Here is a 15,121-nt window from a genome sequence, read left to right on the forward strand (position 1 = left end):
TTTCACTTAATTTGTTCTGAGCGCATCCATTTTAATAGTATCCTTTTTTTCAAGTGTAAACTTGATGTTTTCATTTACAAGTGTATCCTTCACGCCACCTTTAATATTCAATGCACCATCCATTACCTCGCTGTCGCCAATTGCTGTCACAACAAACGGAGCAGGATATTGATTTCCATCAATTTCAATGACAGGACCATTGCAAAGAATATAAGAATCATGAGACAGTCGCTGGCCATTTATGCTGATTGCTGTAGCACCTGAAACATATAGTTCATTCACCACTTGAAAGATGTGGTGCTCATGGACAAGATAATTGTTCACATTGTCATCATTCGGATTATAGTTTCCGTCCTCCAATGTCACCTGAACGCCTTTTCCTTGAACCGGCATCTTCCCTAAGTACATGCGGTAATTGTTTGCATCTTCTGCCAAGTTGTAATAAGAATCAGCCTTAGTGGATAATTCTTTCTCATAGTCCGATAGTTCTTTTTGCGCTTGCTCTAAATCTTTAAAAAGCTGATTATTTTTTTCTTCCTGATCAATTAGCTCGTTTCGCAATGAAAGATCTCGGTCGAACTGGCTGTCACTCAACTTATTTTTGTCCTTGTCTGCTTGTGCCACCTGAAAGGCAAATGCGACAATGAACCCTAGTACAAGGAAAACAAACGAAAAGATCACATGACTTCCCTTTCGTTTATTCTTCACTTTGTTCCTCCCCTTCTGATCCGTATTCCTTGAAATAGGAACCTACCTCCAAATCAATAATCCCTCTTTTCTTAGGATCTAATTGACTGACTATCGACGGATAATGCTCCATTTTTTCTGCAAACGTACTTAAGGAGGCTGCAACCTCAAACCCATCATTCATGAAGATATTAATGTGGTAAGAATCCGTTTTTTTCGGAGTATAATGAATCTCAGAGATGGCATTATATACACCAGTCGGAAGTTTTTTGAGTTCCTTAACCGTTTTCTCCAATGCTTTATCATTGTCAAAATCCATAATGAGCGGTGCATCATATGGTGTTGATTCTGAGCTTCTTTCCTCTAGCTTTGCTCCGCTTTCAATGATTGGAATGTATTTACTGCCGCTTACCATGTAAGCGATCCGTTTGTACTCTTCCACTTTAATATTGACGATGTTGGGAAGTTTTATCGAAACAGAGGACGTTTTAATTTCAGGCAAGGCATTTAGCTTCTCTTCAATCTTGTCCTTTTTTATTGTCCAAATGTTTGTTGAAGAATTTATACCGCTAATTTTCTCTATTTCATCTTCCGTATACAATATGTTTCCTGTCACGACCGTTTGTTTCACATTGCTTAATGGTGACTGAAAGTAAATAATGCATCCAATGAGGAGGAAAAAGAGCATGAGCAGAAATATGAGGCGTTTGTTTGCTTTCTTCCTTCGCTGCTGTTTTAATTTAGGAATTCTATCTTCAATGGAAACAATCTTCCCTTTTTCCAAGTAACCACCTCTAATTTGAGAAAGTAGGCAGCAAATCTTGCTACCATCTCCTAATTACTTATTATATATCGGTTTTAACCAGTTTTTTTTCAAGAAAAAATAGTAAGTTTTAATCACTTTATTAAATAAGACATAAAGTCAAGCTTTTCTGGCTAAATAAACCAGACAGCTCGTTTTGATTATAGCATCCGCCTAAAATTTGTTGAAGAAAAACTGGGGAGAAAAGAAACACTCCCACCCAGCTTTATTTTTTCACTACATCCTGCATCACTTTAAACAGTCTCATTGCTGCATCTGGAATACCAAGCTCAAGAGAGGCGTTTTTCATGCTTTGCAGTTTTTCTGGCTGCAGCATTATTTCGTCTATCTCTGACACAAGATTTTCGCCATTTAATTCACGTTCTAATAGCAGTTTAGCTGCACCATTGTTAGTAAGTGAATGGGCGTTTTTCTCCTGATGATTGTTGGTCACATAAGGACTCGGAATCAAGATACTTGGAATTCCCAGAGATGTTAGCTCAGCCAATGTTGTTGCTCCTGCTCTTGCTACAGTTAAATCTATTCCTGCAAGAACTTCAGGCATATTGTGAACAAATGGCTTTATGATAACATTTTCAGGATTTCCAACCTTCTCCACTTCCTTCTTCACTGCTTCATAATGCACCTCACCAGTGACGTAAAGTACTTGATATGATTTCTTTCCGAATTCAGGAAGTGCAGAAATAACTGCATCATTAATAGGTCTAGCTCCCCTGCTGCCTCCGAAAATCAATACTGCCGGATCTTTTAGCTTTAGACCTGCAGACAGTTTGCCTTTAATCGCATCTTGATTTAGTACTTCAGACGCACGAGGATTCCCTGTTAGGACTACTTTCTCCTTTGGGAAAAACTGCTCTGCTTCAGCAAAGCATGTTGCTACTTTATCCACATATTTGCTTAAAAATTTATTAGTTAAACCAGGTACACTGTTTTGTTCATGGATGATCGTTGCTATGCCCATTTTTGCGGCAGCATACACAACAGGTCCACAAACATAACCGCCAGTGCCGATTACAACATCTGCTTTAAATTCCTTCAGGATTTTTTTACATTTATTCACACCAGAAATGAATCTCCAAACCGTTTTAAGGTTTTCAGGCGATAGCTTTCGTTTAAATCCAGTAATATGTATCGCTTTAAATGGGATATCTTCACGACGCACCAATTTACTTTCTAAGCCTGCTTCAGTTCCTATGTACAAGAATTCAACATCCTTGACTTCCTTTTGTATCTCACGGATTAAGGCAAGTGCTGGATAGATATGTCCTCCTGTACCACCACCGCTAACCACTATTTTCATTTTCCCACCTCATAATACGTACTTGTTCTTGTTGAAAAGCGCTTTATACGATTTCAAATCTACTTTATTATAGCTTTATTTATGAAAAACAGAAACTATCTTCTTTTAAAATTTCGGAGGATTTTACTTACAGCCCAAACTAGATGTTCCCTATTGTACTATATTTTAAACCTGTTCGTACAATTACATAAAATTGAAAACAAAATGTAATACATTTTTGCAGGATACTGCATAACTCTTTTTCGAATATTTTTCCGTAATTGTTCTTACCTATCAAGCATTTGCATAAGTATTGTCTTCTCCCTCCCCTCCCCTCTTCTAAAGTCTTACTGAAATAATTGTTATCGAATGATTATAATAATGAATTGTATGAAGATTTTAAATTGATTTTCTCATTAAAAATAAAAAAAGGAGGGCTTTAAGCCATCCTCTCCTACGTGTTGCTTTTTCTCTTTTTTTAATATCGTGAATAGCGGCTCACATTCAATAGTACCCCGATTGCTACAAGCATCAATGTTAAGGAAGATCCACCATAGCTTAAAAACGGCAATGTAATCCCGGTAACTGGCATTAAGCCTGTCACAACTCCGATATTAATCATTACCTGAATGGCTACCATGGCAATAATTCCTACAGCAAGCAAACTCCCAAATAAATCTTGTGCTCCAAGGGCAATCCTGATGCCTCTCCAAAGCAGTAAGGAAAACAGCAAGAGAATAAGGGAACCTCCGATAAAACCAAGCTCCTCGGAAAGAATCGCAAAAATGAAATCCGTTTGTGGTTCTGGCAAGTAAAAGAACTTTTGCCTGCTTTCTCCCAATCCTAATCCAAATAATCCGCCTGGACCAATTGCATATAACGACTGAATGATTTGAAATCCGCTGCCAAGAGGATCTGACCACGGATCAAGAAATGAAGTGATCCGTTTTATCCTGTAAGGCGCCGAAGCAACAAGACCTACAAAGCCTGCCAGACCAATCAAGCCAAGAAAAACGAAATGGCGAATTCTTGCCCCTGCGATAAAGATCATCACAACACTTGTCCCAACCATAACCGTGCCAGTTCCTAAATCTGGCTGAAGCATGATCATACCAAATGCCAAAAATACGATACCTAAAGCAGGTAGTAATCCCTTTTTAAAGGAAGTGATATTTTTCTGGTTCTCTGAAAGAAATTTTGCCAAGAAGGCAATCATCGCCATCTTCATGAATTCTGAGGGCTGAATGGAAAACGCACCAACTCCGATCCAGCTTCGCGATCCATTACGGACATTTCCAATTCCCGGAATCAAAACGAAAACCAACAAGACAAAACACACAATAACGATAATCTTAGCCCATGTTCTCCAAGTCCAATAATCAATATTCATGATAAAAAACATGGCGATAATCCCGACTCCAGCAAAAAGCATCTGTCTTTTCGCAAAAAAGAAGGAATCATCAAATTTGTAATCCGCCCATACAGCACTTGCACTGTACACCATGATAAGTCCTATCGCTAGTAGTGTAAACGTGATGATGATTAGGAATATATCGGGAGTTGTTTTTTTTGTCGGCACCTTTACCACACCTCGAGTTGCAAGTATTTGGGCTTGCTTCTAACCGAGAATAACGGTTGACAGATTTATCCCCACAAGGAGATTATACATCCCCTTGTGATTCATCATTTTCCGATTGAAACGATAGATGTAAACAAGCCCTTATTTAAGCTTATGCACCGCTTCTATAAAAATGTCTCCTCTGACTTCAAAAGTTTTGTATTGATCCCAGCTTGCACATGCTGGTGACAGAAGAATAACATCGCCCTCCTCTGAAAGCTGGAAAGCAGCCGGTACAGCTTTGTCCACATTATCGACACGTTGGATAGTTTTTATTCCTGCTTCAATTCCGATTCTTTCAAGCTTATCAGCTGTTTGGCCAAATAAAATCATTGCCTTAACATTTTTTAAGGAAGGAATCAGTTCATCAAATTCATTTCCTCTGTCTAAACCTCCAGCCAGAAGAATTGTCGGCATATCAAACGCTGCTAGAGCATTTTCGGTAGCAAGAATATTCGTTGCTTTGGAATCATTATAAAAACGTCTGCCTTTAATTTCATCAATGAATTGCAGTCTGTGCTTCACACCTTTAAATGTACTTAAAACACGATGAATGCTCTCATTGTCAACACCTGTCAACTTTGCAGCAGCAACTGCGGAAAGAATGTTTTCTAGGTTATGCGCTCCCGGCAGGACGATATCCTTCACATCCATTACTTTTTCATCATGGAAATATATTGCACCTTGTTTTACAAATGCACCAAATTCCAATTGCTTAACTGTCGAGAACGGGATGATATTCGCCTTGCTTCTGCGCGCAATATTCATAACCTCTTCCTGCTCTACATTCACGATTAAATAATCAGTTGCATCTTGATTTCTTGTGATATTCCCTTTGGCGTTTGCGTATTCTTCCCTTGTGCCGTGGTAATCAAGGTGGGCATCATAAATATTTGTAATGATTGCCACTTTTGGTTTGAATTGATCAATACCCATAAGCTGGAAGGAAGAAAGCTCAATAACAATTTGATTGTCCTTTTCAGCTGTTTGTGCAACATCAGAAGCTACTGTGCCGATGTTTCCAGCAATCAATGGCTTTTTGCTTGCTTGCTCAAGCATGTCAAACAAAAGGGTAGTTGTTGTTGTTTTACCATTTGAACCGGTAATAGCAACGAAAGGAGCCTCGGAAATCTTATATGCAAGCTCTACCTCTGTAATAATCGGGATTCCCTTCTCGACAGCTCTTTCTATCATTGGGTTATAATAGGGGATTCCCGGGTTTTTTACGATTAATTGAAAGCCTTCATCCAAAAGCTCAACAGGGTGACTGCCGCAAATAACAGTAATTCCTTGTTCTAGCAAGCCTTGTGCCTCTGGGTTTTCGTCAAGTGGCTTGCTGTCATTCACTGTTACAAATGCTCCTAATTTATGCAAAAGAGAAGCGGCACTGACGCCACTTTTCGCAAGACCTAAAACAAGTATTTTTTTATGATGATATTCTGTGATATGTTTCATTGTTTATAACCACACCTCAATATAAATTCCTAGTGCTGCAAATAGTAAACCTACGCTCCAAAATGTTACCACGACTCGCCATTCAGACCAGCCTACTAGCTCATAATGATGGTGCAGCGGGCTCATTCTAAATATTCTTCTTCCTGTTGATTTAAAGGAGATAACTTGAAGAATTACAGATAATGTTTCAATGACAAAAACTCCACCGATAAGAATCAGTAATATTTCCATTTTAGTCAATATCGCAATAGCGGCTATTGCTCCTCCAAGCGCCAGCGAGCCTGTATCACCCATAAATACCTTCGCAGGATGGGCGTTAAATACTAGGAAGCCAAGGACTGCACCGACAATTGCCACAGAGAAAATACTGATTTCAAACTGTGACTGACTCCATGCAAGAACAGCAAATGCGCCGAAGCTGATTGCGGAAGTTCCAGATACTAATCCGTCCAAACCATCTGTCAGGTTAATCGCATTTGAGAAGCCTACAAGCCAGAATACGATAAATACTACATAAAACCAGCCAAGATCAAAAGATTTATCAATCAGCGGAATAGTGATGCTTGTTGAAAAATCATTTTGCATTAACACAAAATAAAAGATGACAGAAATGACAATTTGACCTAAAAGCTTTTGTCTTGACGTCAAACCTAGGTTCCTTTTCATAACGACTTTAATAAAGTCATCCAAGAAGCCTAATAATCCGAAGCCTAACATAACAAAGAGCAGCATATATGTCTTCATTGTCGGCTCTGTGAATTTATATGTCATTACCAATGTTGTAACAACAACAGATAATAGAATCATCAAGCCTCCCATTGTAGGAGTACCTGATTTTTTCTGGTGAGATTTCGGGCCTTCCTCCCTAATGCTTTGTCCGAATTTCAGCCTTCTCAAGAAGGGTATAAAGACGGGAGATAGGAGAACCGTAATTAAAAAGCCTAATATAATCGTAAAGAATATCACTTTCTCCATCATGCTCGTTCCCCTCCCATCTCATCATTTGCTAACAAGGTTTTAATTACAGCTCCATCATATGTTTCTAAAGCCGTTTCACTTGAATCTTTTGCATAAATAAATTTAGCGTGCTGTTGTCCATTTAAGTTTTGTTCGTATAGTTCAATCATTTTATATAAGCCCTTCTTTATATCATTTGTATAGAATATTGGAAAATGGTTTGGTGTATAGGATGGTATTTCTTCATTTATGTCCCAAATTGCTCCTATTGCACCATTGGCGATAGCTGTTAACAAATCACCGGAATCTTTGCCATACACAGGTGCAAATAGTCCTTTCGCCTGCTTTTCATCACTGAAAAATGAAACGGTCAAAAAGCTGATTTCTTCATTTGCATATCCTTTTGCTTCAGGAATTACCTGCAAAATGGTTTTATAGGACAGCGTCATTTTTTCACTCCTAATATAGCCTCTTTTGCAACAAGGCGGTCATCAAAGTCAAAAGTTTGTGCTCCTACTTGCTGATATGTTTCATGTCCTTTTCCAGCGATTAAGATGACATCTTTAGCATTTGCGTTTTTCACCGCATAATCAATCGCTTCTTTCCTGTCGGCAATCACCTTATATTCCTTGCCGACAACTCCTGCTTCCATGTCCTTCAATATTTGCAGTGGGTCCTCACTTCTAGGATTGTCACTCGTAAATATCGCATGTTTTGCATATTTACACGCAATATCAGCCATTAATGGACGCTTCGTTTTATCTCTGTCCCCGCCGCAGCCGACAATCACATGAATATCTCCTTCTGCGAACTCCTTGATTGTGACAAGCGCATTTTCAAGACTGTCAGGTGTATGAGAATAGTCAACGATAACTGAAAAATCCTGGCCAGCATCTACTGTCTCAAATCTTCCAGATACTCCTTTAACAGATTCAAGTGCTGTAATAGCTGTTTCCATTGGTATCCCGCTCACAAATGCTGCAGCAATGCTCGCCAATGCATTATACACACTGAACTTACCGACCATTTTCAATGCAACAGGAAATCTTCCAGCAGGTGTTATTAATTGAAACTCTGTCCCGGCTGAGGTGATATGTATATCCTTCGCCATAATGTCTGCTTCTTTATCAATCCCATATGTGACGACAATCGCAGCTGTCAGTCTTTCATATTCCTCACTTGCAGCATCATCTTTGTTCAAGACAGCAAATTTTGGAGCTTCTTGTGAATATACATTTCCTAGTCTTGTAAACAGCAAGCCTTTTGCTCGTCTATACTCATCCATCGTTCCGTGGAAGTCAAGATGATCCTGCGTTAGATTAGTAAACACAGCAATATCATAGTCACAGCCAAACACTCTTCCCTCGGATAATGCATGCGAAGAAACCTCCATAACAGCAGTTTCAACCTTTTTTTCTGCCATTTGGTGAAAAATCTTTTGTAGTGTGACTGCTTCTGGCGTCGTATTTTTCGTTTCTTGAATCTCATTGTCAATTTTTGTGTACATCGTCCCAATGATGCCCGTTTTCTTGTTAGCCTTTTGCAGGATTGTTTCAATCAAATGACTTGTAGTCGTTTTACCATTTGTACCTGTAATACCAATTAAACTAAGCTTTTGTGTAGGATGATCATAGAATGCGTCAGCAAGGATGCTGCTCGCCTTTTTAGTATCCTTCACGATAATAACAGGTATAGGCAGCTCTGTTGCTAATTCTCTTTCTGCAAGGATAGCTGCTGCACCTGCTTCAAATGCCTTTTGAGCAAAATCATGACCATCTACTGTGAAGCCTTTAATGCAGATAAACAGACTTCCCTGAACCACTTTTCTGTTATCATTTTCAATAGAAGTGATTTCTGCATCTTTTCCATTATATAAAGCATATGGCCCTAAGCTTTTTAATAGTTTTTTTAACTGCATGGTTTTAAATCCTCTTTTCTGTAAATCCATATGTATTCATTTTATTCATAAATACTAATATTATATCAAATGCATAACCATCTTTTGAATTGCATTTTTTCTTAGCGTTTATATTTTACATGATAAAAAGGAATTGCGCCATGGTGTTCCTATTTTTCTGCTATATAACGAAAAATAAAGGCGGCGAAAGTGCCGCCTTTATTGGAAAAGGTTTGGTCAATTATTATAGTACAAACGGATAGTAGAGCCGTCCTTTACTTTTGTTCCTGGTTCTGGAGACTGCTTGATAACAGTATCACCACTGCCGCTCGGCTCAATTTTCAGATTAAGAAAAACTTCACTAATCTCTTTTTTTGTAAGCCCGACTAAGTCAGGAACTTCAATGAGCGGATTTTCTGGGTATTTATACTCTTTTTCCAGTTGTCCCTTTCGCTCCTTCACTCCTAACGCACGAAGACTGTCACCCATTATGCTGCCGACAATTGGAGCTGCAACAACTCCACCAAATTGCACTGTACCCTTTGGATTATCGACAGCCACATACACGACTAGCTCCGGATCATCAGCTGGTGCGAAACCTATGAATGAAACAATGAAATTATTTTCTAAATATCTTCCGCCAGAGGCTTTTTGCGCTGTCCCTGTCTTACCGCCGACACGGTATCCTTCAACAAAGGCTTTGCCTCCTGACCCTTGTGCAACAACGCTTTCTAAAGCTTCTCTGATTTTTTTGGAGGTATCTTCAGAGATTACCTTCCTTTTTGCCACAGGCTCTTTTTTCATGATGACCTCACCTGTGCTTGGATCAATCAGCTCGCTTGCCACATATGGCGTGTATAAGGTTCCGCCATTAATGGCTGCTGATAATGCTGCCACCTGCTGAATTGGCGTTACAGCAACACCCTGTCCAAATGCTGTTGTCGCAAGCTCGACAGGTCCGACTCTATTTAGGTTAAAGAGTATTCCTTTTGACTCTCCTTGAAGATCAATGCCTGTTTTCTCTCCAAAACCAAAATTCTTTATATATTTGAACAATGTGTCTTTGCCAAGCTTTTCTCCCAGTGATACAAATCCTGGGTTACAGGAGTTTTGGACGACTTCCAAAAATGTCTGTGCCCCATGGCCGCCCCGTTTCCAGCATTTCAGCTTTGTTCCATCTACATCTGCATAACCTGGATCATGGAAAGTATCCTTATGCAAATCTACCTTTCCTTCCTCCAGCGCAGCTGCTAATGTGATAATCTTAAACGTTGAACCTGGCTCATATGCGCTCCATATTGGCAGGTTTCTGTTATATACCTCTGATGAAACATTTTGAAAATCTGCCGGGTCAAAGCCAGGCCTGCTTGACATCCCTAGTATCTCGCCTGTTTTTGGATTCATGGCAATGGCGATAATACTGTCTGGATCATATGTCTGTTCGGCAATATCAAGCTCCCGCTCAATAATAGTCTGCACTTTCGTGTCAATGGTCAGCTTCAGATCATTACCATTTACTGGCGCTTCATAATCGTCTGCCATATCATTCATTCTTTGTCCTTTAGCATCAGAATAATATTGAACAGATCCTTTTGATCCCTTCAGTTCATCATCATATTCTAGCTCCAAGCCAATTAAGCCTTGGTTATCAATCCCAGCAAATCCTAATACATGTGACAGATAGTTTCCATACGGATACGATCTTTTCGAGTCCTCACCAATATATACGCCGTCAATATCAAGTGCTCTTACCTTTTTCGCCTTTTCATGAGAAATTTTCCTGCCTTCAGGCAATCTAACGCTCATTTCCTTTTGAATCAATTCCTTATATATTGTCTGCTTGTCCGCTTCTAACACTGCTGCAAGCTGCTCTGCAGCTGTTGCCGGGTCCTTAATTTGCCGTGGTACAACGTATACTGTTGGAGCACTAATATTCGTTGCTAACGCTACACCGTTCCTGTCGACAATTTCGCCTCTCTCCGGCTCGAAGGAAATTTGTCTGCTCCATAGGCTTTTCGCTTTACTCGTCAATTCATCTCCAAGAAAGAACTGTACATAACCTAGCCTCAAGTCAATAATCAGAAAAATAGCAATACCCGCTATTAAAGCAATCGTCAACCGCTTACGAACGGTCACGTTTGAAACACGCATGAATTTGGAACCTCCTTTTTCTATGGCTCGTTCCAATATATGCTTGTACACACCCATTTAGAATCAAATCTATTGAAGGTGCTTATCATTTACCGTACATTTACATAAAAAAACAGGCCCGCCTTAAACGGACCTGCTTGCTGTTATTCTGGTTTTTTCAATGTAATTGTTAATGTATCATTTTCTTTAACCGTTTTACCCGCTTTTATGCTTTGTTGTGTAACATAACCGTTGCCATTCGTTTTCAGCTTCAACGACTGGAGATCTGTCACTTTTAAAATATCACGCATGGACCAGCCCTTCATATCTGGCACTGTCCCTTTGCCATCTGTCTTAACGACGATTTTTTCACCTTCCAGATAGCTTTCACCTTTAGCAGGGAGTTGATCTATAATTGTACTGCCATCTCCTGTAACAACCAAATCCAGCCCATACTTCTTGAGCTCCGATTTCGCCTCAGTTGTGCTTAAACCAGTTAAATTAGGAACTTCCACTGTTTTAAGTGAGCTGTCAGCAGTTGGCTGTATCTCCATGTACTGAAGACTGCTTTTCATAACAGAAGTGAAGATTTCTGCAACAGGATCAGAGCCTGTTTGTGTTTCCTTTAACTCTGGCTGCTGTACAGCAACATACATCACAAGCTCTGGGTCATCCTTTGGCGCCATTCCCATAAAGGAGAATACGTAGTTGCTGCTGCCAGTCAAATAACCGCCGCCACTTTTCGGGATTGAAGCTGTACCTGTTTTCCCAGCAACACTGTACCCATCAATACCGTACTTTTTATAGCCAGTTCCATTCGGACTTGTTATAACGGTTTCCAATATGTCACGAACTTCCTTCGCCGTATCGGCTGATATCGGTGTGCCGACAACTTCTGTTTTCACTTGTTTAATCACTTTATTTGTATTTGGGTCGACAATCTTGTCAATTACATGTGGCTTGACCATTTTGCCATCATTAGCAATTGCAGTTACCGCTTGTATTTGCTGTATAGGCGTAAGTGCCGTTCCTTGACCATAAGCTGTCGTGATTTTTTCGACAGGCCATGTGAAGGCAATCGAGCTGTTTGCTTCATGCGGCAAATCAATGCCTGTCTTTTGATCAAGACCAAATTTCGTAATGTATTCCCTTAGCTTCTCAAACCCAAGCTGTTCTTTCGCTATTTTCGCAAAAGCGACGTTAGATGAGCGCTGAACACCTTCTAAATAAGTGATGGATCCCCACCCAACCCCATTATGGTCGTGAATTGTTTGCGAATTTTTTGTTACTTTGTAGGAGCCTGAATCATAACTAGCATTAGCATTGAATTCACCCTCTTCTATCGCAGCTGCCAATGTGAATATTTTCATCGTGGAGCCTGGTTCATAGGATGTTTCAATCGCCTCATTATGCCATGTTGAATTAATTCCCTCCAATGTTTCCGGATCAAAGCTTGGACGTTGGCTCATTGCTAAAATCTCGCCAGTTTTTGGGTTTGCAACAATGGCAATCATTTTTTTTGGATTATATTTATCCTGCACCTTTGACATCGTATCCTCTAAAAAGGATTGGATTTTTTTATCTAAAGTTAAATAAACATCATCACCATTTTGTGCAGGTGTTATGTCTTCCTCTGAATCTGGGAGGATGTACCCCCAAATATCTCGTTTATAATTAAGTGTCCCATCTGTTCCAGTAAGAAGATTATTTAAGGTTTCCTCGATTCCGAGTTTTCCTGTTGCCGTGTATTTTCCTGTTGCTTCATCTTCCTTTTCCTCCACATAGCCAATAACATGTGAAGCGAATGTCCCGTTCGGGTAGAAGCGTTTTTTCCCTTCTACAATCAACACTCCAGGAAGCTTTAAGTCTTCAATCTTTTTCTTTGTTTCATAAGAAAGGTTTTTCCCGGCAGTTCCAAATTCAACCTGCTTTGCCCCTTCCTTTGTTAAGATTCTATAAATATCTGATTCTTCCAAATCAATATACTTAGCAAGCTCTTTTGCTGTTTTCTCTGCATTTTCCACATGAATTGGATGTTTAGGATCATTTTTGCTCAATGAGCTGTCTGTTACTGCTACAAGCTTATAAGATGAAGCATCCTCTGCAATCACGTCTTTATTTCTGTCATAAATCGTTCCTCTTGATGCTTCTAGTACCATGGAGGAGCTGTATTTCTTTTCTGCTTCCTTTGCCAACACCTCACCAGAAACTTTTCCTGTTGATTGGATGACAGCAAACCGAACGAACAAAATAAAAAAGAGCAGACAGAAAAATAAAAACAAGATGGCTGCTCCAAGGTTAATATTCTGCTGCTTTTTCAACATTTTTTATTGCACAACCTTTACATTATCTTTGCTGAAATCAAGGCCAAGTTTTTCTGCGACTTCCCTGATTCTTTCAAAGCTGCTCAAATCCTTTACTTCTATATCCAATTCCTTATTGGACTTTTCAAGCTTGGAAATGGAGCCCTCTGCAATCTGGATGTCCTTGTTCACTTGATAAATTTCTGCTTGGTTACTGACAATCTTCACACCGCCAAAACACAGCAGTGCGACGAATGCAATCCCGATCAGCTTTTCTCCAGGAGATAATAATGATTTAGTCTGCTTTAATACCTTTTTAACTGTTTGTTTTTCTTCATGCTGAAACTGTTCCTGCTGAAGCTTTCGCGCTAAATTGCTCATTCGTATACCTCCTAAAGTTTTATAATTTTTCTGCTATGCGAAGCTTCGCAGATCTTGCCCTGTTATTTTCTTCAAGCTCTTCATCAGACGGAACAATCGGCTTTCTAGTAACAAGCTTCAGTTCTGGTTGAAACTCAGCTGGAATTATCGGTAGTCCTGGCGGTAAATCAGGCAGATCACTCGCCTTTTTGAAAGCAGCTTTACAAATTCTATCTTCAAGAGAATGGAAGGTGATGACACTAATTCTTCCTCCTTGATTTAACAAAGATATAGCTTGTCCAATTGAATCCTCAAAAACGCCTAGTTCATCATTTACTGCAATTCTTATTGCTTGAAAAACTCGTTTAGCTGGATGTCCGCCTTTTCTTCTTGCAGGTGCAGGAATAGCATCCTTAATCAATTCAACAAGCTCACCTGTAGTTTCAACAGGCTTTGTTTCCCTTGCCGCTTCAATCTTGCGAGCAATTTGCTTGGAAAACTTCTCTTCCCCATAACGGAAAAATATTCTGACTAAATCCTCGTATTTCCAATTATTCACAACATCGGATGCAGAAATATCCGCATCACTGTCCATTCTCATATCGAGGGGAGCATCATGATGATAACTGAAGCCTCTTTCTGGTGTGTCGAGCTGCGGAGAGGAAACACCTAAATCGTAAAGAACACCATCCACATTTGTAATACCTAGATTATGTATTTCTTCTTTAAGATTACTGAAGTTGCTTTTGACGATTGTCAGCTTGTCCTTATAACGCTCAAGCTTTTTCTCAGCATTCATAATCGCTGTCTCATCCTGGTCAAATGCAATTAATCTGCCTTTGTCGGATAGTTTGGATAAAATCAGTTCACTGTGACCTGCTCCACCAAGTGTACAGTCGACATAAATGCCATCTGGTTGTATATTTAAGCCGTCAACGGCCTCATTCAGCAATACTGTAGTATGTTTAAACATGTTGTCCACCTGTCTATAGATTTTTCAAAAAACGTTTTTAAATATCAAACCCAATCATATTTTCTGCAATTTCTGCAAAAGAATCCTCAGATTCGGAAAAATAATCTTCCCATAGGGATTTACTCCAAATCTCAATACGATTGGACACACCTAAAATAACACATTCCTTCTCAAGCTTTGCATATTGCATTAATGGAGAAGCAATATTAATACGCCCTTGTTTATCAAGCTCGCAATCTGTGGCCCCTGAAAAAAAGAACCTGGTAAATGCCCGAGCATCCTTTTTTGTTAAAGGAAGGGCTTTTAATTTCTCTTCTATTATTTCCCATTCTGAGAGTGGGTATCCGAATAAGCATTGATCAAGTCCGCGGGTTAATATAAAGGTTTCACCTAAATGCTCCCTAAATTTTGCAGGTACGATCAAACGACCTTTAGCATCAACATTATGATGATATTCGCCCATAAACATACCTGTTACCCCCACTTTCTAACCTCAATGTACCACAATCCCCCACTTTCCACCACTGATAAATAAATTCTATCTGGATTATTCATTTCCTGCAAGAGATATCCTAGTTTTTTTAAAAGCAAATTTTGCATATTCGCCTTTTATTTCGGCAGTTTTACTTATATATTGAA

At 39.5% G+C, this 15,121-nt stretch carries 13 protein-coding genes; all 13 read right to left on the reverse strand.

The annotated features are described in order from the left end of the window. Positions 1 to 6: 6 nt before the first annotated feature. The 13 genes from NQZ71_RS15325 to mraZ all read right to left on the reverse strand — a co-directional run bounded on the left by NQZ71_RS15325 (position 7) and on the right by mraZ (position 14,951). Positions 7 to 708, reverse strand: coding sequence for a DUF881 domain-containing protein (locus tag NQZ71_RS15325; RefSeq protein ID WP_150909375.1), 702 nt, complete (start codon positions 706 to 708; stop codon positions 7 to 9). After that, a complete protein-coding gene (locus NQZ71_RS15330; RefSeq protein WP_260054231.1) occupies positions 698 to 1,471 on the reverse strand; it encodes a cell division protein FtsQ/DivIB in 774 nt (257 codons plus the stop codon). The genes NQZ71_RS15325 and NQZ71_RS15330 overlap by 11 nt, the downstream gene beginning before the upstream one ends. A gap of 244 nt (positions 1,472 to 1,715) precedes the next feature. After that, positions 1,716 to 2,810 (reverse strand): undecaprenyldiphospho-muramoylpentapeptide beta-N-acetylglucosaminyltransferase, encoded by a 1,095-nt coding sequence (gene murG / locus NQZ71_RS15335; protein WP_260054230.1) that lies wholly within the window; start codon positions 2,808 to 2,810, stop codon positions 1,716 to 1,718. 457 nt (positions 2,811 to 3,267) lie between these two features. Further along, a complete protein-coding gene (gene spoVE / locus NQZ71_RS15340) occupies positions 3,268 to 4,368 on the reverse strand; it encodes a stage V sporulation protein E (RefSeq protein ID WP_144452355.1) in 1,101 nt (366 codons plus the stop codon). Between the two features lie 141 nt (positions 4,369 to 4,509). Then, a complete protein-coding gene (gene murD, locus NQZ71_RS15345) occupies positions 4,510 to 5,862 on the reverse strand; it encodes a UDP-N-acetylmuramoyl-L-alanine--D-glutamate ligase (protein ID WP_144452354.1) in 1,353 nt (450 codons plus the stop codon). Positions 5,863 to 5,865: 3 nt separating this feature from the next. Beyond that, entirely contained in the window at positions 5,866 to 6,840 is a 975-nt protein-coding gene (gene mraY, locus NQZ71_RS15350) for a phospho-N-acetylmuramoyl-pentapeptide-transferase (RefSeq protein WP_127734808.1), read from the reverse strand. Then, positions 6,837 to 7,268, reverse strand: coding sequence for a hypothetical protein (locus NQZ71_RS15355; RefSeq protein WP_260054229.1), 432 nt, complete (start codon positions 7,266 to 7,268; stop codon positions 6,837 to 6,839). Before NQZ71_RS15355 ends, mraY begins: the two co-directional genes overlap by 4 nt. Continuing rightward, entirely contained in the window at positions 7,265 to 8,737 is a 1,473-nt protein-coding gene (locus NQZ71_RS15360; protein ID WP_260054228.1) for a UDP-N-acetylmuramoyl-L-alanyl-D-glutamate--2,6-diaminopimelate ligase, read from the reverse strand. The genes NQZ71_RS15355 and NQZ71_RS15360 overlap by 4 nt, the downstream gene beginning before the upstream one ends. 216 nt (positions 8,738 to 8,953) lie before the next feature. Further along, positions 8,954 to 10,867 carry a stage V sporulation protein D gene (locus NQZ71_RS15365; protein WP_144452351.1) on the reverse strand — a complete coding sequence of 638 codons (1,914 nt, stop codon included), beginning with the start codon at positions 10,865 to 10,867 and terminating at the stop codon, positions 8,954 to 8,956. Positions 10,868 to 11,010: 143 nt separating this feature from the next. Then, positions 11,011 to 13,170, reverse strand: coding sequence for a penicillin-binding protein (locus NQZ71_RS15370; RefSeq protein ID WP_317010938.1), 2,160 nt, complete (start codon positions 13,168 to 13,170; stop codon positions 11,011 to 11,013). A gap of 3 nt (positions 13,171 to 13,173) precedes the next feature. Next, positions 13,174 to 13,530: a cell division protein FtsL gene (ftsL, locus tag NQZ71_RS15375; protein ID WP_127734823.1), complete on the reverse strand. Its 357-nt coding sequence runs from the start codon at positions 13,528 to 13,530 to the stop codon at positions 13,174 to 13,176. A gap of 19 nt (positions 13,531 to 13,549) precedes the next feature. Further along, the gene (rsmH, locus tag NQZ71_RS15380; protein WP_317010939.1) at positions 13,550 to 14,482 is read right to left on the reverse strand and encodes a 16S rRNA (cytosine(1402)-N(4))-methyltransferase RsmH; all 933 of its coding nucleotides are present in this window, start codon (positions 14,480 to 14,482) and stop codon (positions 13,550 to 13,552) included. 37 nt (positions 14,483 to 14,519) lie between these two features. Further along, positions 14,520 to 14,951 (reverse strand): division/cell wall cluster transcriptional repressor MraZ, encoded by a 432-nt coding sequence (gene mraZ / locus NQZ71_RS15385; RefSeq protein WP_127734829.1) that lies wholly within the window; start codon positions 14,949 to 14,951, stop codon positions 14,520 to 14,522. Positions 14,952 to 15,121 lie beyond the last annotated feature (170 nt).

It is taken from the genome of Niallia taxi (assembly GCF_032818155.1).
Classification (GTDB): Bacteria; Bacillota; Bacilli; order Bacillales; family Cytobacillaceae; genus Niallia; species Niallia taxi_A.